The 22,119-nt window shown below is 66.7% G+C and carries 20 protein-coding genes; 11 read left to right on the top strand and 9 right to left on the bottom strand.

Annotation, left to right across the window (positions count from 1 at the left end):
* Positions 1-112 precede the first annotated feature (112 nt).
* Positions 113-481: an SH3 domain-containing protein gene (locus tag ACZ7EG_RS39560; RefSeq protein WP_471089741.1), complete on the top strand. Its 369-nt coding sequence runs from the start codon at positions 113-115 to the stop codon at positions 479-481.
* A 296-nt stretch (positions 482-777) separates the two neighbouring features.
* Here the strand turns inward: ACZ7EG_RS39560 and ACZ7EG_RS39555 are convergent, their stop codons facing one another.
* On the bottom strand, positions 778-2,124 hold the full coding sequence (locus ACZ7EG_RS39555) for a hypothetical protein (protein WP_471089738.1): 1,347 nt from the start codon (positions 2,122-2,124) through the stop codon (positions 778-780).
* A gap of 316 nt (positions 2,125-2,440) precedes the next feature.
* Between ACZ7EG_RS39555 and ACZ7EG_RS39550 the strand changes: the two genes are divergently transcribed.
* The 3 genes from ACZ7EG_RS39550 (at position 2,441) to ACZ7EG_RS39540 (ending at position 5,047) form a co-directional block, all read left to right on the top strand.
* Positions 2,441-3,208 (top strand): DnaB-like helicase C-terminal domain-containing protein, encoded by a 768-nt coding sequence (locus tag ACZ7EG_RS39550; protein WP_471089735.1) that lies wholly within the window; start codon positions 2,441-2,443, stop codon positions 3,206-3,208.
* Between the two features lie 97 nt (positions 3,209-3,305).
* Complete coding sequence (locus ACZ7EG_RS39545; RefSeq protein ID WP_471089732.1) at positions 3,306-4,475, top strand: hypothetical protein; 1,170 nt, start codon at positions 3,306-3,308, stop codon at positions 4,473-4,475.
* Entirely contained in the window at positions 4,475-5,047 is a 573-nt protein-coding gene (locus tag ACZ7EG_RS39540; RefSeq protein WP_471089729.1) for a hypothetical protein, read from the top strand. Before ACZ7EG_RS39545 ends, ACZ7EG_RS39540 begins: the two co-directional genes overlap by 1 nt.
* 285 nt (positions 5,048-5,332) lie before the next feature.
* On the opposite strand, the gene ACZ7EG_RS39535 is transcribed toward ACZ7EG_RS39540, so the two are convergent.
* Positions 5,333-5,500: a hypothetical protein gene (locus ACZ7EG_RS39535; RefSeq protein ID WP_471089726.1), complete on the bottom strand. Its 168-nt coding sequence runs from the start codon at positions 5,498-5,500 to the stop codon at positions 5,333-5,335.
* A 440-nt stretch (positions 5,501-5,940) separates the two neighbouring features.
* Here ACZ7EG_RS39535 and ACZ7EG_RS39530 point away from each other — a divergent pair, with 440 nt between their 5' ends.
* From ACZ7EG_RS39530 to ACZ7EG_RS39520, 3 genes are read left to right on the top strand one after another with little or no spacing between them, the layout of a single operon-like run.
* Positions 5,941-8,637, top strand: a complete 2,697-nt coding sequence (locus ACZ7EG_RS39530) for a CHAT domain-containing protein (protein ID WP_471089723.1) — start codon at positions 5,941-5,943, stop codon at positions 8,635-8,637.
* Positions 8,630-9,046, top strand: a complete 417-nt coding sequence (locus ACZ7EG_RS39525; protein WP_471089720.1) for a hypothetical protein — start codon at positions 8,630-8,632, stop codon at positions 9,044-9,046. Before ACZ7EG_RS39530 ends, ACZ7EG_RS39525 begins: the two co-directional genes overlap by 8 nt.
* A 46-nt stretch (positions 9,047-9,092) precedes the next feature.
* Positions 9,093-10,193, top strand: coding sequence for an esterase/lipase family protein (locus tag ACZ7EG_RS39520; protein ID WP_471089717.1), 1,101 nt, complete (start codon positions 9,093-9,095; stop codon positions 10,191-10,193).
* 458 nt (positions 10,194-10,651) lie between these two features.
* Here the strand turns inward: ACZ7EG_RS39520 and ACZ7EG_RS39515 are convergent, their stop codons facing one another.
* Positions 10,652-11,509: a CDC27 family protein gene (locus ACZ7EG_RS39515; protein ID WP_471089714.1), complete on the bottom strand. Its 858-nt coding sequence runs from the start codon at positions 11,507-11,509 to the stop codon at positions 10,652-10,654.
* 316 nt (positions 11,510-11,825) lie between these two features.
* Here ACZ7EG_RS39515 and ACZ7EG_RS39510 point away from each other — a divergent pair, with 316 nt between their 5' ends.
* Positions 11,826-12,239 (top strand): hypothetical protein, encoded by a 414-nt coding sequence (locus ACZ7EG_RS39510; RefSeq protein ID WP_471089712.1) that lies wholly within the window; start codon positions 11,826-11,828, stop codon positions 12,237-12,239.
* Between the two features lie 510 nt (positions 12,240-12,749).
* Here ACZ7EG_RS39510 and ACZ7EG_RS39505 read toward each other — a convergent pair.
* Both ACZ7EG_RS39505 and ACZ7EG_RS39500 read right to left on the bottom strand, forming a co-directional pair.
* Positions 12,750-13,639, bottom strand: a protein-coding gene (locus ACZ7EG_RS39505) for an IS5 family transposase (RefSeq protein WP_471089709.1) whose coding sequence is annotated in 2 segments (ribosomal slippage) — positions 12,750-13,285 and positions 13,285-13,639 — 891 coding nt in all. Because the reading frame shifts where the segments join, the coding sequence is not laid out codon by codon here.
* Positions 13,640-13,643: 4 nt separating this feature from the next.
* Positions 13,644-13,835 carry a hypothetical protein gene (locus ACZ7EG_RS39500; RefSeq protein ID WP_471089706.1) on the bottom strand — a complete coding sequence of 64 codons (192 nt, stop codon included), beginning with the start codon at positions 13,833-13,835 and terminating at the stop codon, positions 13,644-13,646.
* A gap of 165 nt (positions 13,836-14,000) precedes the next feature.
* On the opposite strand from ACZ7EG_RS39500, the gene ACZ7EG_RS39495 reads away from it, so the two are divergent.
* On the top strand, positions 14,001-14,456 hold the full coding sequence (locus ACZ7EG_RS39495) for a helicase associated domain-containing protein (protein ID WP_471089703.1): 456 nt from the start codon (positions 14,001-14,003) through the stop codon (positions 14,454-14,456).
* 129 nt (positions 14,457-14,585) lie between these two features.
* Here ACZ7EG_RS39495 and ACZ7EG_RS39490 read toward each other — a convergent pair whose 3' ends face one another.
* Complete coding sequence (locus ACZ7EG_RS39490) at positions 14,586-15,131, bottom strand: helix-turn-helix domain-containing protein (protein ID WP_471089700.1); 546 nt, start codon at positions 15,129-15,131, stop codon at positions 14,586-14,588.
* A 297-nt stretch (positions 15,132-15,428) separates the two neighbouring features.
* Here ACZ7EG_RS39490 and ACZ7EG_RS39485 point away from each other — a divergent pair, with 297 nt between their 5' ends.
* Entirely contained in the window at positions 15,429-15,653 is a 225-nt protein-coding gene (locus ACZ7EG_RS39485) for a hypothetical protein (RefSeq protein ID WP_471089697.1), read from the top strand.
* A gap of 329 nt (positions 15,654-15,982) precedes the next feature.
* Here ACZ7EG_RS39485 and ACZ7EG_RS39480 read toward each other — a convergent pair whose 3' ends face one another.
* The 3 genes from ACZ7EG_RS39480 to ACZ7EG_RS39470 form a co-directional block, all read right to left on the bottom strand.
* On the bottom strand, positions 15,983-17,671 hold the full coding sequence (locus ACZ7EG_RS39480) for a hypothetical protein (protein ID WP_471089694.1): 1,689 nt from the start codon (positions 17,669-17,671) through the stop codon (positions 15,983-15,985).
* Between the two features lie 518 nt (positions 17,672-18,189).
* Positions 18,190-18,876 (bottom strand): ABC transporter ATP-binding protein, encoded by a 687-nt coding sequence (locus ACZ7EG_RS39475; RefSeq protein WP_471089691.1) that lies wholly within the window; start codon positions 18,874-18,876, stop codon positions 18,190-18,192.
* Positions 18,877-18,963: 87 nt separating this feature from the next.
* Positions 18,964-19,329, bottom strand: a complete 366-nt coding sequence (locus ACZ7EG_RS39470; protein WP_471089688.1) for a hypothetical protein — start codon at positions 19,327-19,329, stop codon at positions 18,964-18,966.
* 1,156 nt (positions 19,330-20,485) lie between these two features.
* Here ACZ7EG_RS39470 and ACZ7EG_RS39465 point away from each other — a divergent pair.
* On the top strand, positions 20,486-22,119 hold a 1,634-nt coding region (locus ACZ7EG_RS39465), incomplete at its 3' end, for a DUF6531 domain-containing protein (RefSeq protein ID WP_471089685.1).

Raw genomic sequence — 22,119 nt, 5'->3', positions numbered from 1 at the left:
CCACCTGACGTGCTGTTACGTCGGTGCAGTTCGGGAGAAGTGCGAATGTCTGCAACGAGCCCGTCGGCTTCTTCTGGTGTCAGGCCCCCCTACACCATCGGGGCAGATTTCAATGCACAAGCATTTCAGCAGCTCGCGCCGGGCCGGGCGAGTAGCCGCGTCTGCGGCCATCACCCTCCTCGTCGCGGCTGGGGCCACGCTCGCCACCGTCTCCCCGGCTGCCGCTGTCGGGACGTCGGCCTGCACTGACTACCGGTACGACTGGAACGCCAAGATCAACACGGCCTCCGTCAACTTCCGCAGCGGGCCGGGTACCTCCTACTCGTCCAAGGGTCTTCTGGCCAAGGGGACCAAGCACCTCATGCGCTGCTTCAGCTCCTCCAAGCCCGCTGGCTACTCCTGGAGCTACATCAAGGTCACATCGGGCCCCCACGCCGGCGTGTGGGGCTGGGTCCGCGCGGACTTCAGCACCCCGGTGTAGGACTCGCGCGGCCGCCGCACCCGGCACAACAGCCGTGCGGAAGTGGGGAGCCGCGCCCGACCTCGGGTGCGGCTCCCCACGGAGGCCAGCAGGGTTTCCTCCGTGAACGCCTCCACCAGGTGCTCCAGCGGACCCGGGTCGGGGTCATCTAGGGGCGGAAGGGTTTTTGCGCAGGTCATGATGCGTTTCGTCTTGCCAAGCACGTAAGGCACGCGGTTGGGCTGAAGAAGCGGTGTGAGACCTCCACGACGTGGCCAGGGCGCCGTCCACGACGCGAGCTCGACCGCGCTACGCGATCAGAGGCGGTGCAGGGGAGCCGTGCTGTCGGTCCAGTGCCAATTCACAGGTTGCCACTGTCGCTTGAGGGCAGTGCGTTCCTTGGTGTAGGAGCGCAGCGCGTCCTCCACCGCCTGGCCGAGGTCGCCGAGGGAGGCAGGGCACGGGATGCGGAGCATCAGGTGTTGCGTGCGGTGAACGAGGATCAGCTCGCCCGCAGGGGTGCAGTCCACGAGCGTGAAGTGCTTGAGCAGCTTGTACCGCTTGTCCTCCAGGTCAAGGCGTTGGGCGCGCACGCCCGTGGCCGTCCAGGCGAACAGCCCGTACCGGTTGAGGTGGTAGATCCGCTCCCGTACGGCGTCGGCGGCGATCTCGAAGCAGTGGCCGGTGAAGGGGCTGTCGCGGTGCAGGTGCATGCCGTCGAGCCGGCCGACGACCTCGCCCTTGCCGCTAACCAGGACGAAGGCGAACCGCTGGCCGCGGCTGCCGCCCCGGTAGATGTGCCCGAAGATCGGGACGACGAACAGGTCCTCCCGTACCACCGCGGGCCGGCCGAGCTGGGCGCCGTGCCAGTCCCACTGCCGCGCAGTCTTTTCGAGTTCAGTGAGGTGCTCGGTAAGCGACGGCCGCGGCCGGTGGTCCATGCCGACCGGCTCGCCGTTGAACAGGACGTCCGGCCTCAGGTTGGCTTCCGTGTGCTTGACGGGCTCCGCCTCCATGGATGCCAGGGCCCGCAGCGTCGGCTTCGAAGTGGGGGTGAGGGGCTGGTCGGTGATCGACACGATGTTGTCAAGCAGGTCGGCGTAGTTGTAGAGCCCGTACTCGCCGGTCGTGCACAGCAGGCGGCCAGCCGGGGTCGTGCTGATCCAGGAGGCGAACGGGTCGCGCGAGCCGTCATCGTTGCTTCTGAGGGGCATATGGTGGCGCGCGGTCACCGCCGTGAGATCCGCGGTGACCAGATGGGTCTGGTCACCCGGCCCGGTGGCAGCGAGTGTTCCGTCGGGCAGGACGCACAGGCCCTTGGCCCACCACAGGTCCTTGCCGAGCCCAGTCGTGGGGCCGCCGAGAGTCGTGTCCTGACGCAGGTACTCACTCTGCCCGGAGACCGCGGTGGCTAGCGGGGTGCCGTCGGGGGCGTACCTGGTCAACAACGAGTAGCCGAAGTGCGCCTTCGCTGGGTCGGCTTCGTCATCAGCCACACCGTAGGTGTGACGGTGGACGCTGTAGAGAGCGTAGATCTCGCCGGTGGGCGCGGTGGCGACGTCGTCGACCTTCACGCCCCAGCCGTCGGTGTACTTGCGTTCCAGGTCGACCGCGTGGTGATCGACGAGCGCGGACGGCAGCGGCACTGGTATGGCGTGAGTCATCACGCCATACTCACCTGCCCCACTGACAACACCCGGTGAGTGGGCGTACCGGCGCATGCGGCGATGCATTGCCCGATTTGCAACCTTGCTTCGGTCGTAACGAAGTTCTGCCCGCGTGGCGAACTTGCCTGAACTCGACCGCAGGAGGTGCGGTGAACAGCCAAGGCAACCAGGACCGCGGCAGCACGCCCCGCAGGCTTGCCACGCTGGGCGACGCTATGTCCGCACTCACTGGCGGCCCGGTCGGTGGCCCCACGTTCGGACTGCCGGCCTGGACGCCGCGACGGGCGGTCTGCAGGCGGGCCGGCTGACTCTCGTGGCGGCCCCGCCGAGCGTCGGTGGAAGCCTTCTGGGTCTTGCCGCCGCGCGGAAGACCGCGCTCGTCGACCGCCGCACGGTGCTGTACGCGGCATCGGGACCGAACCGCGACGACATCTTCCGCCGGACCCTGTCCGCCGAGACCGGGGGGGAGTACCCGCGCCTGAAGCAGGGCCGCCTCACCGAGCATGAGCAGGAGGTCGCCCACCAGCTGGTCCGGGCAGGCGTTGGTGACCTGTTGCTCATCGACGACGGCACCAACCTCAGAGCCGAGGACATCGCGGACACCGCGCCGCACATGAAGGGCCTGGCCCTTGTGGTCGTAGACCGCCTCCAGGCCGCGCACAGCGCCCGCCTGCCACTGTCCGGGGACCGCCTCCCCGATGCCTCCCAGGTCCTGGCCGCCCTTGCCCGCGACCTGCACGTACCGGTGCTGGCCGTCGTCGACAGCGACGACCCCACGCTCCTGGGACTCCTGGACGCCGACCTCGTAGTGACGCTCACCGCGACCGCGGACCCGGGCAAAGTCCAAGCCACAGTCACAGAACGCGACTTCGGCACGATCGGCTCGGCGTACCTGCAGCCCGACCTGATCCACGCCCGCTTCCTCGACGCCGGAGCCGCCCCCCCTCGAGCGCACCGACCGCCCGGCGGGCCCGGGACTCTCGGCGGCCGCCGGGGGAACCGCGGCGCTGGAACTGGCCGAAGCCGCCCTGCCCTACACCTCCGGCGGACACCGGGGGATCCCCGCCGCCCTCACCCATGAACTGGCGGCATGGCGGACCGCAGTCGCAGGCGGCGACCAGGAAGCCCTCCAGGAGATTCTGCCGTCGCTGCTCCAGGCCGCCGCAGCGGTATCGGGGATGCCGGACACTCACGAAGGGCACCGCCTCGCCGCCGCACTGCGGCCCTTCACCACGCCCATGTCCGCCGACACCGCCGGCAGCGCCAGTCAGGCCGCTGCTGCCGGTGCCCCTGAGAACGCCCCGGCACACAGCGGCCAGGGGCAGGATGACCTCGCGGAAGACGAGGAAGACAGCGAGGACCATCTGGCGCCGGGGGACGAGGAGGACGAGCCCGAGGGCCACGTCTTCCCCGCCCTGAAGATCCTCAAGGACGCGGTCGGCCGCTCGAAGATGCACCCGATCCCCGTCATCCGCACCGAGGCCCGCGACAGCGCCCCGTGGACTTTGATCAGCGAGCACATGGACGGCGAGCCCCGCTGGGTCCACCCCGACGTCACCGCCACCCGCGTTCCCCACATCCGGGCGAACGGCAAGCGCGTCCGGCGCGACCGGCTCGACGTGCCCGACTCCTTCGGAGAGGGCGTGCTGTGCCTGATCGACCGCAACGGCAGCTTCCCCTCCGCCTGTTCGGCCGTCCCCCTCGCCCCGAACAAGCTCCTGCACACCGGCCCGCTCGACGCGTACGACAAAGCCGGCGCCGGCATCTACCTCATCGACATCCCGGAGTGGAACCGCACCGACATGCCGCACCCCCTGGGGCGGATCATCGACCGACCCGACGAGAACGGCCGGGTATGGGTCACCACCCCCCACATCAAACAACTGGAGAAACTCGTCCGGACGGGCCACCTCGCCGCCATGCCGGCCATTCACGACTCCTGGACCGGGAAGGCCAACGAGTCCCTCTTCAAGCCCTTCTACGAGGCCACCCGCAAGGCACGGACCGAGCTCGTCCAGGTCGGCGGCGACCCCTACAAGGCGTACAAGACCCGACTGTCCATCGCGCTGCGCCTGCTGTGGCCCAAGCGCGCCGAACAGCGCTCCCCGTTCTGGCGGCCGGACTGGCGCATGAGCATGGTCGCCGAGGCCTCCGTCCGCCACTGGACGGTCGCGTTCAAGGCCGTCCAGGAAGGGCACACGCTCGTCGCGTTGCGCAACGTCGACCAGGCCATCTTCTGGACTCCGCCCGGCACGCCGCCGTCCACGTACCGGATCGGCACCGGTTTCGGAGAGGTGAAGCGCAAGTTCGTCCAGTCCGGCGAGACCATTCTCGAAGGTGACGACTGATGGCCGGCCCCACCGGCCGGGGCGACTCCCTGGGCGCCGCCCTCAACGATCTCCTGCGCTTCCAGGTCACCCCCCGGCACCGGCTGTCGTCGTACACCGCCAAGCACTGGCACGCCCAGCTCAGCCAGCTCACGGCGACCCACCGGGGGCAGCAGGCCCTGGAGGACGCCGGTCTCCACGTGACGACCAAGACCCTCATCAACTGGCTGTCCGACGCCGAGTACAACATCCGCAGCAGCTACCGCGACATCATCCACACCGCGTACGAGAACACGGCCATCGTCCCCGCCGACCCGATCCCCGACCACATCAAGCGGGGCCAGTACGAGATCAGCGGCGTCGTCAGAACCGGGGACGACGAACGTACGCGCGGCACCCGGGACGCCGCGCCCCTGCGGATCGACGGCAGCCGGGGCCACTGGGACGAGATCGAGGAGCTCTGGCTCGCCGGCGAACTCGCCGACGACGAGTTCGAGGACCACTTCATCGACGACGTCATCGTCGAGGACATCGGCGAAGGCACCGACGGATGGGAGTTCCCCGGCGGCTCGTACTCCGTCGAAGTCAGGTAGCAGCACGCACAAAGCAGTCGAACCAGCCGTCGCAGCAAGGGAATCCCCAGCATGAGCCACCCTCCGGAACGGCGGAAGTTACCGCTGATCGCCGTGTACGTGTTGAGGGACGACCGCGAACGCCGGCGGCGGGAACGCTGCCCTCCACCGCGCGGTCCCCGTTCTAGGAGGCGAGCAGGCGCGCGCCGTGGTGCTCGCCCCCGGGTACCTCGGTGCCGGAACTGTCGATCACGGTCACCGCGTCGTGCGAGCCGTCGCATGGCGTCGGGTCCTCCGGGTGCGCGGCTATTTGGGGAGGCCGAGCCGGTCACCGGGCACCGCCGTGGCGGTCTCGTCGTCGCCCAGCTCGCACGGCGCCAGGAGGGCGGCGTGCCGGTCGTGGTCCGGCCCGAGTTGCTGGGGCCGCCCGTCCGCAACGTCGCGGCGGTGGAGGTCGTGCTGCATGTCCGCCACGCGCGCAGGAGCTCGCGGGCATCGTCGGGGTCGACGTCCAGGGCGTCCGCGACCTGGCGCCGGGTGGCGCTCAGCTCCATCGCCTGGCGGACGCGGACGCCCCGGCCGCGCTCGATGTCCCGGCGGATGGACCCGCGCAGGGCGAGACGGCGAGGGCGTCGCCTACGTCTCCGCGCTGGACGTCGTACGGGAAGTCAGCGGGGGAGGGCGAGGTTCATCAGCCGGTCGTTGTGCTCGGTGTCGCCGCGACGATCGGCGTCACCGGCGAGGTTCCTCTCGACCGTGCTTGTGGCCCGCCGTCCCGTCCCTATTCACGATCAGCGAGGTGTGGCAGCGGCTGTTGGAGACGTACCGCGGCTGAACAGCGATGCACAAGAAGACCGGGGAGGTTCCCCGGACTACGCTGAGTGGTAGGGCCGATCTTCCCGGAGGGCCGAGCCGTGGCCTCACGCTCGCACCGCTTCCTAACGCCGGACGACCTCGGCCCGCTGCTGCTCCTCGCCGTCCATGAGGTCAACCGCAGCCTGCGCACTGAAGCCCTCGCGGCGTGCGCCGCGCTCCCGCTGGACAGACCGGCGGCGGAGGAGGTCGCGGAGCTGGTCCTCAGCCGTTTCCGGGCGGATCCCTTGGTGCCGGACTCCCTGGTCGAGGCGGCCGGACACCTCCCTGCGGTCGAGGTGCGGGCCGTCCTGGAAGGGTGGGCCGCTGACGATGACTCGGCTCATCAGGACGCGGCGCGGCGGGCGCTGGCCACCCCGGACCGGCCTGCTGTCACACCTTCGGTACAGACCGATCCAGGCGGGTGGCCTTCCGCGCTGGCCGTGAAACGGGCTGTGGCCCAAAGCCTCGTGGACGGTCGCGGCTTCCCGTCCGACCTGTCCCCGCTCGCCTTCCTCTATGAAAGTGCGAGGCAGCGACTGCTGTCGGTGCTGATCGCCACCCTCGTGAAGGCCGTGGACGAGGACGACGAGACCCTCCGGGCTGCCACTGAGCGCCTCGGACAGGTCGTCGAGGTGTTGCCGGACACGCTCGCGGCGGATCTCCCCCAGCTCCCTCGGGCGGTGCCCGAGGGCCGGGCGGACTGGCTCGGCACGGTGCTGAGCCTCGCGCCGCCGGCCGAGGTGGTCGCCAGTGCCGTCGCACGGCTCAGGAACGAGGACCCAGACGAACGCCTCGCCACGCTGCGGGAACTGTCCAGGGCGGCGCCCCACCTGGGCCGCCCTCCCGTGCGCTGGCCGGAGCCGACCTCCCGCCCCGGCGAACTCGCCCACCTGACGTGGCTGCTGGAGCCGGAGACCGGATACGGGGAAGCCGACGAGTTCCCCCCTCACCAGATTGTGTGCGGAGCGCCCCTTCCGGAACCGCCCCCGCCCCCGCTCCCGCCCCCGCAGCGCGAGGAGACCGCGCAGCCGTCGGCTCCGCCGGCCGGGCCCCTTGCGCCGCCCCCGGAGTCCGGGGACACAGGAGGGCAGGCACGAGTCGAATGGACACGCCCCCACGCAGTGCCTGGTCGGCTCCGGGAGTGGTTCAGGGGGTGGCGCGCCGAGCGCGGGGTTCTCGTCCGAGCCGAGGCGTACGGGCCCGCGGTTACCGCCCCCACCCGCGAGGCCTACGCCCGTCTCGACGCCCCCCAGCGCGTCGTGCCTGACGAAGCCTTCGAGCTGCGCGTGGGGCTGGCCCCGCTCCCTACACCCGAGGTCGTCCAGCCCGCCCCCCTCACCGTCCCCGCCGACGCATTCACGCTCGAGGTCTCCGTCCTCGCGCATGGCTTCGCCGTGGTCGGCGAGGACCCGCTCACGCTGCGCATGCGGGCCGGTCCGGACGACCCGTACCCGTACCGGATGCTCAGGCTCCGGGCGGTGGACGATCCGTCCCTGGCCGCGGAGCGGGTGATCACCGCGGTGTACGCGGTCGCCGGCAGCGTCATCGGGGTCGCCCACCGGACCGTACGGGTGGGGCAGGCGCCCGGGGAGCCGGCCGGTGACGAGCCGCGGACGCAGGCGGCCGGAGGCGTATGGGTGCTGCCGGAGGAGGCGGACGCCGGCACTCAGCCGGATCTGGAGATCGTCGTGGCCCCGGGCAACGACGGCGACGGGCGGCAGCACTGCTGGCTGTACCGCTCGCCGCACCCGGGCGTCGGTGCCTGCGACAAGCCGCTCGTGACCACGCTCGGCGGTGAGGCCGACTGGGCCCGCTCCGTCATGCGCGGCGTGCAGGAGCGCAAGGACGCCTACGACCTGGCCCACTACCTCAAGGGAGTCGGCCGGGAGGCGGGCGGCGCCGTGCCGGAGGAGGTGTGGGCCGCCCTGCGGGCCGCAGGGGAACGTGCCGGTCCGCCGAGCGTGCTCCTGGCCACCTGGGACCCGTACGTCCCCTGGGAACTGGCCCTGCTGCCCGAGCCGTTGGACCCGGCGGCCCCGGCCCATCTCGGCGCCCAGGCGGTCGTCGGCCGCTGGATCTACGGCGACCGGCAGCGCACCCCGGCCCCGCCCGCACATCTGCAACCCCACACGATGTCCGTGGTGACCGGGGACTACGCCGTCGCCGAACTCAAGGAGGCGAAGGCCGAGGCCAAGCACCTCATCCGGCACTACCGCGCGAACCCCGTCGACGCCACCACCGACCAGGTGCTCATGGCCCTGGAGGGCGAGCGGGGGCCGGACATCCTCCACCTGGCCGTGCACGGGAAGTTCAGCACCGAAGAGCTGGAGGACGGTCTGCAGATGGTGGACGGCACGTACTTGAGCCGACGGTCCGTCAGCGGAGTGGAGGCCAGCGGGGTGCGGCTCGTGTTCCTCAACGCCTGCCAGGTCGGGCAGGGCCGCAGCGCGCTGGGCGCGTACGCGGGCATGGTGCCCGCCTTCCTCGGCATCGGGGCACAGGCGGCCATCGCCCCTCTGTGGAACGTCGACGACAAGGTCGCCAAAGACATCGCCCAGGGCTTCTACACGGCCGTGCTGAAGGGCGGCACGGCCCCCGCCGAGTACCTGCGCAGGCGGCGCGCCGGAACGCTACGCGCGGCCGGGGCCAAGCTGTCGACCCCGCTCGCCTACCTCTTCTTCGGCCACCCACGGCTGACCGTCGAGTGGACCGCGAAGGGCGCTCCAGCGGAACGGGAAGGGACGGACGATGCCTGATCTTCAACGCGACGGACGCAGTGAACTCCCCTACGGTCTGGTCCTGCGCTCCTCGGAGGTCGGCGGCCGCGTCGGCGAGGTCCGCCGATGTGCCGCGGCCGGGACGCCGGTGCGCGACGCGACCCCTGGCGGGCTGCCCGAGCAACTCCTCGCCGACCACGTCCCCGAGCCCGCCGCGCGCCTGCTGGGCACCGCGGCGCAGGAGGCCGGTATGCGGCCGGTGCTCACCGTGCCGCTGAGCGACCTGGCCGTGCCACGCCGCCCCGGCGGGCCCGACCGGAGCGGCGCTCCCGGCCCGCACCCTGCTGGAGGCGCCCGCGCCCCTGCCGGACGAGGGGCAGGCCCTGCTGGAGGCGGACGCGACCGGCGTCGTGCGCTGGGTGTTCCCCGAGGCGGCCGTGCGGGGTAGCGGTACGGACCGGGCCGCCGGGGCAGCCCAGACGTTTCGTGTTCCGATGGAGCAGTTCGCGCTCCCCGCGGGCGGGCCGGCGGCGGACCGGGGCATCCTCGGGTTCGGTGTCGGCAAGGTCCTGCACCTGCTGCGGTTCCCGATCGAGCGGGCGGCCGGTCTCGCGGCCGACTTCGCGGTCAGCCGGTGGGAGAAGAGGCACCGCCCGTACGAGCTGCGGCTGACCACCCCACAGACGTTCCTCACGGCAGGCGAACAGCCAGGTGACGGAGCCGATGAGGGGTCCGACATGCAGGTGAGCGCGGGCCGGCTCGCCGAACTCGCCGACCGGCCCTTCCTGCTCTTCGTCCACGGCACGTTCAGCAGGTGCCGCACCGGCTTTCGCGGCATCGCCGACGACGAGCCGCTGCTGCACGACCTCCACCGGCGCTACGACGGCCGCGTCCTGGTCTTCGACCATCCGACCGTCCACCTGGACCCGGTCGACAACGCGCGCTGGCTCCTGGAGCACCTGCCCGCCGACCGGCGACTCACCCTCGACGTCGTCACCCACTCCCGGGGCGGTCTCGTCGCCCGCCACCTGAACCGGGACGGCCTGGCGGGCGCAGGACGGCCCGCCCCTTCCGTCCGTACGCTCGTCCACGTCGCCACCCCCAACGCAGGCACGGCCCTCGCCGAGAAGCAGCGACTGAGCGATCTGCTCGGAGTCTTCACCAACCTGCTCGGGCTGTTCCCGGATGAGCTGGTGAGCACCACCCTGGAGGTCGTCCTCGAAGTCGTGAAACACGGTGCGACAGGTGTCCTCGGCGGGCTGGACGGTCTGGCGGCGATGGACCCCGCGTCGGTGGGGCTCGGTGAACTCAACGCCTCCGCCGTCCCGACCGAGGGCTCGGTGCGCGCGGTGACATCCGACTTCGAACCCGCCCGGAACGAGGCGTTGGCGATGCGCGCGCTCGACGGACTGGTGGACCGGCTGTTCGGCGTCGGCAACGACCTCGTCGTACCGACCGAGGGCGTCCACCGCGCCGGTTCGTACGTCGTGCCCGATCCGCTCGTCGTCCCGTCGTCGAGCGCCGTCGTCCACAGCGGCTTCTTCCGGGACGCGCAGGTCCGCGAGGGCCTCTCCGAGTGGCTGCCGGGAAGCTGACCGCGCCCCGGACGTGCCGTTGCCGCGGCCCCTGACCAAGGCATCGCGTTCCTGTCGCATGAAGTCGCCGAACTCATGGGCCCGGCCCAGCGGTACCCAACAACCAAGCAGCCGAGACGACACCCCGGCGGAAGCGGTGTGCCGATAGAGTCGACCGGCTACCGCCGAGCTCCGGGAGTTACCGTGGAGAGCTGCCACCTCCAGCGTGGTCAGGTGTACGCGCCGTGTGTGCAGCAGCCCGAGGGCGCGGAGGCCCGGTACACACGGATCGTGCGCCCGGGCGGCCGACGGGTAGTCATCGCGGACGCGGCTACCGGCCGCCGCGAGAGGGAAGTCGACGTCAACCGGCTGCACGAGTTCCCGACACGGAACGGCACCCCGCGGCGCACCGGATACGCCCTCGCTCGCCCGGGCTGGCAACCGGCGCCGCCTGCATGCGTCGACGCTGTAATGGCGCTTTAAGCATTTCGCAGTTCACTCAATATCTGCTCGGGGTATTCAAATCCAGGGGCCATATTGGCAGCCTTTTGCGCCAGTGACCGCGCCTCAGTGACCTGCCCGAGGTTTTTTAGAGACTCTGCGAGTGTTGCAATGGCCTGCACATTATTCGACCTTATGCTGAGGGATCGTCGGGCGACCTCTACTGCCTCTTCATTTTGACCCAGAAGGGTGAGGCAATAGGCGTACACTGCGAGAGCGTGAGCAGAATTAGGTTCTTGCTCCAGAAACGCCTCGGCGAGATGGGCCAGATCGTAGACGGCCTCCCAGCCCTCCAGTGTTGCTGCGACAGGCAGATAGGGCCTCTGGAAGTGGCGCGCGTACCACACGGGGCCCTGGCCGACAAAGTCGTAGTCCCACATCAGCAGCACGTTGGTGAGACCTTCGAGCGCCTTTTCCCCTTCCCTCCGATCTCCTCCGTCGAGGATCTCCAAGGGTGCCGTTGACATCCTCACGAACGTGCGAGTGAAGATCCTCTCCATCCCTTCCGGACCGCTTTCTACGGCACTCAGTTCGACTTTTGTTGGATTGCCCATTCCGAAAATTGAGGCGGCGACACGCTTGTCAAACCCGAAATCAATCGGATGGGCTTCTATATGGACGTTCTCGTAATCTAGCTGCTGGGGTACCATCGGCCCACACCTCTCCTGATGAGCCCCTCTCCACCACCATCTCTCGCTCTTCGCGGATTCGCAGCCTGAGTTGATGTCCGCGGGGCGCGGAAGCATACTCTTCGGCCCATCGTTCGACGTGTCGCCGTCAACTGAGATCACAGCAGCTCCAAGCAGGCCCTCCACCCGTTTCTCGAAAACAGGCACTCTGCGCGACCCCAGGCCGATCAGCCGAGCGCTCGCGCCTATTCCTCCTGAGGACAGGGAGCGGTCCCGCGCAACGTGCGAAGGAACGCGGGACCGCAAGAGTCCGGCCGTCCTGTCCGAGCCGGGCCCTCGGACCGTACGACGCCCACCCCCCGGACGCACGCCCAGCGCTCCATGCGGAGGGGGACCACCGCACCAGCGTCCTCGTCGGTCAGCCACGCCGTCGAAGATTTCCGTCCATCTCCTGGCATCCGGCGGTGCACAGCAAGCGGATCTGGACACCTTCCCCAAGGACCAGCACGACCTTGCTCGCGCCATGGAACGCGGCCGGCAGGCGCGCGGCCTGCTGCTCAGCGACCACGAGCGCTCCACTTTCCAGCACCGGCTGCGGTATCACCGCGAGAGCGCCGAAAAACTCCGTGCACACCGAGCCACGGTCACCGATGCGGTTGGCGCACTGCTCTCGACCAGGTTCGGCTCCCGCACCCGCATCGAGGCCGCCGACAAGCTCCGTGAAGCCGTCATGGTGGAGCGGCGCCTGCGCCAGGATCTCGACCGGCAGGCAGCCCTCGCTGCGGAAGCCGAAGACGCCCTGGCCAACGACGCCAAAACCCGCGCCGAGAAGCAGTCGGTGATGGCCGCGGGGGCCAGAGCCGAGAAGCGCCTCACCGTGGCACTGCGCAGCCGTCTTGCCGATGCTGTCCACGAACGGGCCCTCCTGCCCACCTGATTCGTCACCGTTTTCGGTTCAGCACCGCCAGCCAGGTCCACCCAGAAGTGGTTGGAGACCACCACTGAAGTGTTGCTACTTACAGCGTCACCGACCAGGTAGTCGCGCTCGGCGAGAAGCCGCCAGACACCGCTCAGCCCCGACAGGCCTGGTACGACCGGCTGCGCAAGGATCTGCAGCGCTGGTAGTGAGCCTCTTCCAACTGGATGTGGGCCGTTGCGAGCGTGACGCCACCACCACGCACAACGCCCACTAGGGCGAGAGAGATCAAAGCGGAAGGCCAGGGGCCAGCGAAGGGCCGCCACGTCAGGCCGGCACCGCACTCGGTGCCGGCCTGACGTGCGAGCAGAGGGCCGGGCGGTTTCGGAGGGCTCGGTGAGTCCCTCCAGGCTGCCGGTGTGAGGGCTACCAGTTATGCCGAGCCATAACTCAACGGGCGCCTGGTGCCCCTATTGGTTAGGTGTTGTCGTTCGCGGCATCGCCCGGCGCTAGGGGGTGTCTGACAAATGATCACCTGGCGGGTTCGCGGAGCCACAGGGATAGGGCTGCCAGGACGATTCCAGCCCTGTAGCGGTCGGCGAGCTTGTCGAACCTGGTGGCGATCGCGCGGAACTGCTTGAGGCGGGCGAAACATCGCTCGACCACGTTGCGGTCGCGGTAGATGTCCTTGTCGAAGACGGGTGGGCGGCCGCCGTGAATTCCACGTCGCCGGCGGTTTGCCACCTGGTCCCGGCGCTCGGGGATCGTGGCAGCGATGCCCCGGCACCGCAGAAGGTGGCGGATCGCCCTGCTGGAATACGCCTTATCGCCGAGCACTCGCACCGGTGTCGTGCGGGGCCGGCCGGTGGTGGCGCGCGGGACGCGAATCCCGTCGAGTACCTGGCCGAACGCGGTGGCGTCGTTGGTGTTGCCGGGCGTGAGCACGATGGACAACGGCAGGCCCCGACCATCGACGGCGAGGTGGACCTTGGTGGTCAGCCCGCCTCGGGACCGGCCGAGGGCCTGGCGCGCCTGCGAGCTGACCGGATCTTCCAGTTCGTCCCCGTCGCCTGCCCCTTTTTGCGGGCGCCGGCCGCATGCTGGTGGGCCCAGTTGACCGTGGAATCGACGGCAACAGTCCACTCCACCCGGCCCACTGAGTCGTCGCGGACCTGGACGTGTTCCAGCAGCTTCGCCCAGGTCCCATCCGCTTCCCAGCGGGCGAATCGCTCGTAGACGGTCTGCCACGGTCCGTACCGCTCAGGCAGATCGCGCCACGGGGCCCCGGTCCGCAGCCGCCACAGCACCCCGTTGACCACCTGCCGGTGATCACGCCACGGACGACCACGCCCATCCACCTGCGGCAACAAGGGCTCTATTCGCTCCCACGCCGCGTCCGTCAACTCACCTCGACCTGCCACAAGATCAATGATCAGAGTGCTCGTGCTCGGACTCCCGCGCGGGGTCCGTCACGAACCGGCTCAACCGGTAGGTGGTCGGCAGCGCCAGGCGCCCGCACAGCGTGTCGATCCGGATCACCGGCCCGTCGACTCCTGCCTCCCGAAGACGGCGCAACTGCGTACCCAGTTCCGCCTTGTCCCGAGTCTCAAAGAGCACTTCCCACCGTCCCACGTCCGGCGCGGTGCGAGCAGCCTGCCGCAGCCTCTCGGCCTCTTGTCGCCGCCTTCTTTTTCCCTGTCCTGGCACCGGCCCAGAGTCACTGGCCGGCGTCAGGACCGCAAGGCAATTGGACCGAGCATGCACACCCTGCTCAGTGATCATTTGTCAGACAGGCCCTACTGGCGGCGCATCTACGCACGCGCTCTCGCCGCCGCCCGCCGCGGCGAACTGACATTCCCCGACCTCGCACCCGACAGCGACGACCCACCGCTGGAGCAATGGCTCGACCAGCAACTCCAAACCCTGCCCAGCCTCAGCTCCGCCCAGCACAACCTCCTCGGAGCCCTGCCCCTCCACCACCCACTCGCCCTGCTGCTGCGTCCGCCGCGCAGCCAGAGCGAACGCGCCTTCGCCCACGGCCTGCGCTACGCACACACCTACTGGCGCACCCACCAGCACCTCAACGTCCCCTACGACGAAGTCGTCTGGGACCATGGCAGCGCCTTCCGCCTGGGGGAGTGGCTCTCCGACAAAAGGCTGCGGCCCTTCCACCTCACCCGCGAACAGCTCGACGCACTCGAAGCACTCGACATGCGCTGGAAACCCCAACCGACATGACTCAGCCATGCGGTTGGCGACAGGAAGCCGCCGCGGAACTACGGGAGAACGGGGCAGGCACCGGCCCCAGCTCAGCTGGTCCCGCACAGCACGCGGCCGGTGCCCGGACCGGACCGCCACCGGCCCGCGTCAAGCGGCAGAACACCCAGGACGAAAGGCCGTGGCAGAGCGCTGATCTGCATCCTGTGGAATGTGCACTGCAAGACGGCGGCGAGCTGGACCAGAAGGTCCGGCGGCCGGCCGCCGGACCCGGATCTCGGTGCCGTCGATGATCCCGGTCTTGCCGTCGGCGCCGAGGTGGTCGACGACCTCGGCCAGGGTCCGCAGCCGCACTCCGGGGCTGACGGCGCAGCCTCGCTCGACGAGTAGTGGCCGCACCTCGCCGACGGCGCGGGTGATGGTGGAGCGGTCCACGCCGAACCAGCAGGCGAGCACGTCGTGCGTGGCCCCGTGGCGGAGGTGCACGAGGGTGGCCAGAAGCCGATCGACGAGGACCAGCCGGTGCTTCGCCCCGGCGCCGATCGCCCGCTTCCGGAGCCTGGACGCAAGCCTGGCCTGGTGCCGTTCATGCCATAACGGGCCCAGCTCGGCCACGAGTTCAGCGACCACGTTGGCCGATAGGCCCGTGATCCTCCGGTCGCTGATGATCGCTGCACGAGACGCGTTCCCCACCACACAGCCATGATCGACGATCAGGCTGACACCTCACTGCCTACCGTGCACGAGGTCGTTAGGGTGCGACCTTCTGATCGGGCGCCAAAGAGTTGGCAGCGGTGTGCCGCAGACCGCTGAGTGGGTGGTGAACCTCGCCTCGGTCCGATGAATCCCGGCACCTTGATGGTGGGTCTGTGAGAGCACGTCGTGGCCATTTCCGAACTTCGAGAACACGGAGGCGGCGGAACTCGGCGCCTTGCTGCGCGATACCGCTCGCGTCGTCAAGACGTTGTACCGACGCGAGCAGAGCTAGTCTGCATGCGGCTACAAAGCCACGACACACTCAAGCACCTGCACATCGCGATCCAGCCGGTGACAGCGGAGGTCCGGGCTCGCTACGACGGGCTGCGCTCGGAGCAGCTCCAGGCCCGCCTACTGGCCGACGGCGAGGAGCCGGACATCACGGAGGTCGGGCAGTTTTGTCTGCGAGCTCGTGAGCTGTATCGAGCGATCACCGACAGCAGTGCCGAACACCGCAGCTGATCACCGCGCGACCTCAACACCACGTTGACAAAGGCTCATTGCGCCGTTCCAACCGGATGTCGCGCAGCAACGAGGTGGCCAGTTCATCCGCAGCCCGTCACGGCGACTGGGTCGCAGACCAGTTGCGCCTCGACCAGCAGGCGGTGGTCACTAATCGTGGAATTGTGGCCAGCAAAGGGATGCCGGCTCTCCTTCCTTCTGATGGTCAGAGGCCCAAACCCATACCTTTTGACCAAGAGATACTCTCGCGTCCCTCACCGAAAGGGCATAAGGCCCGGGCCATCCAATAGTCAGGGCCGAGACGCTCCGCCAGTAGAGTCTAATGGTCGCTAGAATTCTCCCTGGGCACGCCAGGAGAGTGCAATGCGAGTCATGATTCGCCATCCACTGAGGCAGAGGAAGGCGCTGGTCAAAACTCCAGCTGCACAGATTGATACGTACAGTTCGACAGGGATCGGATTGTTGAATCCGGCGACTATGGGGCTCGTCAGCCATGCCGAAGCTATGGCGCCGACGAGAGACGCCAAAACCGATGGGATAAAAAGCGACCAGAGCACTACGGAAGCGTATACTCGCGTCTTCCCGGTGATAGCGATAAGGGGTGAGGCTTCACGCCCAAATCTAATGAACTCACCTAGCGAACTTAGCCCAACGGCGATGACGGTGAGCGCTACTCCTGCAACTCCTAGAAGAAGAATCCATTGGGCAGAAGAGACTAGATCTTGGGCTCCCATTGCCCAAGTGTTCCCGAGCGGCTCAACGTTTGCCCTCATGGCCAGTGTACTTCTAGCCGCTTCGCGCAACTGTGGAAGTGAGAGATCCTCTCCGGATCGCGAGAAAACAAAAAGGCGACCGTTTCCGTTGCCGCTATTTCCGTTTGTCGTGACAGGTCCAGGTTTGATCTTGATGCTGCTGGCATTTCCGACTTCATTCCAGCGAAGCAGTTCGACAATTCTCTGATCCAAGTTTTGTGGCGCAATACTTGCTGATTCGCAGGGTGCGCTGAGGGCTCTTAGTGCTGCACATGAGCCGTGAATGGTGAAGGCTCTAGTCGCATCAGGACTAGGAGCGGATGCCTGAAGCATCGCGATCTCTGCCCCTGATGGCAAGGTCTGCGCAAAATCCTCTATCCGAGGATGGTCTCTATAATGGGAAACCGTCACGAGCGATGTGCCGACCTGATCCTGGGACTTTCTCGCCAATGTAGCGTTGGCGCCGAGCAGCCCCATCCAGAGTTGCGCCTGTACAACCAGGAAAATTGCGGCCATAAGGGCCGCTACAAATCTAGCAGTCGAACGGCTTTGCATTGCTGCCCGTCGTCCGGAAAATATCATTCCAGGACTCCCCGCCTTTTTCCCCGCCTCTGCAACCAAGGATCCTCCCCGGGCCACGGCCAGACCGACCAGAGATGGAAGGGAGCTGAGAGCCCCTAGCGCTCCTATCACGTATATCGGCAATCGCCATTCTTCATTCGCTAGCCCAGGTCCGCGAACAGCGAGAAGGAAGGAAAAGGGGAAGACCCAGGGCCACCATCGCGTGTGTCCGTGCAAGCGACCTCGTAGGTGCCGGAAGCGAGATTTCTTGATGCCGGGAGTCGATCCCAGCACCAATAGAATAACGGCGACGATGGAGAGAAGGAGAGCTCCCATCAGCTGCCACAAGGAATCCGCGACATCCGGGGCATAGAGCACGAAATCAACGCCAGGGAGCGGAATGTTCCACTTGAGTGCAGGTGCCACAAGAGCGACACTGAAGGAGCATCCGACCAGGAGCGGAACTGAGCACTCGCCGATGACGAACAGTATCCTGGCAGAGGGTCTTGCGCCGAGAATATCAAGCAGGATGACACGGCGCTCACGTGCGGATGATCCAGTACGGATGGCTGCTATCAGAAGGGCGGAGGCCGGCAGCAGCAGGAAGCCGACAAGACCAGCGCATAGCATACCGAGACTGGGTAGTGATCTGCTTTCTCCCCAATATATGTCTTGCTGCTTCCCGAAGCCCGAGATCTTGTACATGTCGCCACTGTCAAGCATGTGACGCGACGGGCGTACGTAGGCGAATCTTTCGGACGGAGATTGCAGCCCTTGCGGGGAAATGATCCCTGCAAATCTTCCGTATCGGGATCTAATCTCTTCCTTCGCTCCTGCGTTGGCGAGTGCTGGGGAGAGGACAGCCTCACCGGGCTTAGGCCATTCCTCAAGGCCAGGCGGCAGGGGTGCCTCATCAGATAGAGGTTCCACGTAGGCCAAGAAGTGCTGAGTGCCGTCGACGTCGTCGGTATCAGGCGCCCAAAGAGCCACCGCGTGTTCGCTGCTTTGACTGACCGGAATGGGACTTCTCGCCGCGCCGCGTATGTCACGCCCGTCGTACGTGGCTTCGGCCAAAACGAGGGAGCAGACGGCAAGAATAAAGAAGCAGACAGATAGGCAGAGCGACCATAGCCTCACCCGTCCGCCCTCAGCTGTGATGGAGGCCCGCCGGCCCGCGGCAAGCAACTGCAGGCTCAGTCGTCTTCTGTTCAGCGCTTTCACTTTCACACCGCCGTCTTCTGTGGCGGCGTGTTTTCAGTAATTCTCGTGTTCCGTAGGCTCATTTTTCGCTGCGCGAACGCGGATACTTCGACGTCGTGGGTGACCACAATGAGGCCGCATCCCCATTTCTCAGGAAGGCTGTACAGGAGCTCCGAAACACTTTCCTTGTTTGAAGCATCCAAAGCGCCAGTGGGCTCATCCGCCAGGATCAGCGACGGCTGGTTTATAAGGGCGCGCGCAACAGCTACCCTCTGCCGTTCGCCACCTGAGAGGGCGCCGGTCAGCCCTCGGTCCGGCGCGATACCAAGTTCTCTCAACAACTCTGCGGAGCGGGTAAAGGTTTCTGATTTCGGGGAGCCGTTCAACATCCCGGCGATAGCGACATTCTCCAACGGGCTCAATTCTGGAAGAAGCTCTCCGAATTGAAATACCATTCCGATCTTCTCGCTCCGCACACGAGCTACCTTACGAGACGAAAGACCTGTAATCGAGGTTCCGGCAACAGTGATCGATCCCGCCGACGGTGTATGCAGGCCGAGAATGCAGGACAGAAGGGTCGATTTGCCGCTGCCGCTAGGGCCAGAAATCGCAAGAGACTGAGCGCGCTCCAATTGGAAGCTTACCCCGTCCAGTATCTTTCGGCCCTGGATTTCATACGACAGCCTGTCTACCCGGAGGACTGGCTCCATGCTCATTTCCTTGCCTTCGCCAAATAACGATGAGCAGGCCCCCCATCTGTGACACCACTAGGAAGGAGGGCCTGCTCAAAACCATGACTAGGAGCGGGACCAGCCGCTGCAGTCGTCCGGCCAGTTGTTGATGTACTCGCAAGCCTTGATGGCGGCAACGCCCAGCTCAATATCCTTGCTCACGTTCTCATTTCCATTTCCCCGCTTCTCCCAGAGCACGTCCACGTCTCCGGTAAGTTTCTTCTCATACTCGGCCTTGACCGGGTGGCCGTCAGCCTTCCGGTCCTTGACCCAAACGAATACGTAATCCACGCCGCATTTGGTGCGATTGCAATTGTCCGTCCATGCGGCGGCCCCATCGGTGCTTGCCGAGATCGCGTAGGCAGGGCTGGCACCAAGAAGTAAAAGGCCACCGATGATCGCACCGGCTGCCTTTTTGATTCGCTTGTTCATCTGTTTCCTTTTAATAGAGCGGAAATGGGATCGTTTATGCGTCCCCGGGCGGTCAAATGGAGCTAGCCAGAGAATGACGCCCGGAGCGCAGTTGCACCTCAAGAACGAACTGAGAGCCTACTTTTGTTTGCCTATTTCGGCAGTCCCGCCATCAGTTCCTGCCGAATAGGATTAGGCCATGCACAGCAATCCTTCAGTGCTCAGTGCTTGCTGCGGTCTCGCTTTCTGTGGGGCTGCACCCGTGAGCTGTGCTGAAAATGAGCACGGAGCGCCTCTACCGAGAGTTTCGGCGGTGGTCGCGACCTGGCAGAATTCTGTCGACAAGATCACGTGAATATAGCCCGCAGGTCGCGCAGGTTTCGAAGGCCCCCGGTGTGATTGGTCCGCAGCTGAGCACTCAGTGCAGGACCCGGGAAAACTTTGCCGTCGTCGTCAACTGAAGAGCAAGGATGGAAAGGTCCGAAAAGTTGCACTTGAGGGTCAAATGATCATTGCGCCGTTGCTGACTTGTTACCTAAATCGATGGTGACGGGCTCTTCCTTTTGGCTGACTCTGTACCTTTGATCCGTTTCATGAACTTTTAGTTAGGTCCGACTTTCGTCCCTTATTTGCACTGCTGCCTCGCGCATCTGAGCCGGCGGGGTTGTGGTCGCATCAGTTGTTATGTCGCCCGCTTTGAAGGGTCTGCGACGCGCTGGAGGTGACGGCCGATCAGGACCCGAAGGCGAGACGGGCCTTGGGCCGCCTGCACGCCGGCTTCTGGGCATCGCCGCCCGCGATCGGGTGAACTGCTCCTACCGTCAGCCTCGTTGGTCGCACTCTCCTTGCGGCGGGCGGGATGGAGGCTTCCGGTGATGTGGGGCGTCGGCCTCAAGGGCATACGTGCTCTGAGCAGGCGAATTGAGCCATGGCGGTGACTGTACGCGCAGGCCGGTCGCTATCGGAACCCGTCGAACTGCCCTAAGCGTGCTGCGAGTTGTTCTGAGTGGACGCGGGTGGTAACGAACATGACAATCAGCCAACTTTGATCCACCCTCTTGATCGGCTCTCGCCGAACCAACCATGATCTTGCACTTGTGTGCGAGGCGTGTTGCCTTGTGTGCTCGGTGTGAGAAGGGGTGGGGGAGTGCTCGCGTCGGTATCTGCGCGTGTGCGGATGTTGATCGTGCTGGTGGCGCTGTCCGTGATAGCGGGCGGCGGCTGGTTGGTCCAGGTGACCGCCGGTGACTCCCCCGCTGGGCAGGATGATTACGCCTACGGTGGCCCGCAACCTGCTGCACATCAGAAGCCGGTGACGCCGCAGCAGCGGCGTGCACAAACGAAAGACAAAGCCAAGCCGGTCAAGCCACACGCCTTGCCGGCGACGAAGAGCAAGCCGGCCACGGCTGCCCAGATCGAGCTGCTGAAGCAAAATCAGGGACAGTTGCATGCAGCGGGCCGTAAGCACCCGCGCACCGCCGCCGGTTCTCGCCCATCCGGCCGTACGTTCAATCAGGCCTCCTTCACCACTCGGGCGGGCGGGGCGGCCGCCGCCTCGTACAACAGCGGTGCCTTGTACCAGGTGAGCACCGATCCGTTCGCGAACGCGGCTGCGCAGCAGGGCGGTTGGCTCATGGCGCTGGGCAACCACATCGGGGCCGCGGTCCCGGGGGAGCCACTGCAGGTCAAGGCAGCGATCTGGCAGTCCGGTGGCGCGAACACGGAAGTGCATCCGGTGAAGGTGCGCTGGAAGGTGGACTACTACGGCTGCCGCCTGAGTAATGACGACGTGCAGTGGTTCGACTTCGGGCAGACCGTCCAGGCCCCTACCCTGAACACCGACAAGGTCTTCCCTGAGGTCAACGCGTCGTTCACGGTGCCGACGACGGAGTGCACGCAGCAGGTTCCCAGCTTCACCGTCTGGGCCTGCACGACCGTGACGGACGACCCCACGGACACCGAGTCTTGCGGCTCGTACAACATGTTCTACATCGTGCCGTCCCTGCCCGAGGGCGCTGAATGCGCCGCGGTTTGTGGCGACGCGAGCGGTGCGGCCGGTACGACGGTGATGCGCGCCGACCCGGTGAACACGGCGACCGGAGCGTTCACTGAAGCGTTCAACGACGCCAACGTGCCGGCTCCTGGCGTGCCGTTGCAGGTCGGCCGTGTCTACTCCTCCGACAACACCGAATCTGGAGCGCTCGGCAAGGGCTGGCAGCTCCCGTGGGAGACGCGGCTCAAGATCGAGGCCGATGGCGATGCCGTGCTGGTCGGTGAGGGGGGCACCCGGCACACGTACAAGAAGTCCGGAGGAGCTTTCACTACTCCCGGCCAGGCCCGCTCCAAGCTGGTTACCGACGGCAGTGGCTACAAGCTGACCACCGCGGACCAGTCGACGTACGCCTTCAACGCCTCCGGTCAGTTGACCGCGGTCAAGGACCGCACCGGCCGGGGTCTGTCCCTGACGTACACGGGCGGCAAGCCCACCACCATCACGGACGCCGTCGGACGGGCTGCGAAACTCGCCTATACCGGTGACCGGCTCGACACGGTGACGCTGGCGGACGGCCGGGTGGTCGACTACAGCTACACCAGCGACCGGCTGACCGGTGTGACAGCCCTGGACGGGAAGACGGAGACGTACGGCTACGACGCCTCCGGCCGCATCAACAAGGTGACGGACGCGCGCACCAAGCAGATCACGTTCAACACATACGACACTCAGGGCCGGGTCGCATCCCAGACGGACGCCTCGGGGCGCGACACGAAGTTCACCTACTCCAAGAATGGTGTCTTCGATCAGGTCGACGT

The sequence above is a fragment of the Streptomyces sp. NPDC037100 genome, assembly GCF_055606225.1.
Note: the sequence above shows the minus strand (reverse complement) of the source record. Positions and strands in the feature narration are given on the sequence as shown.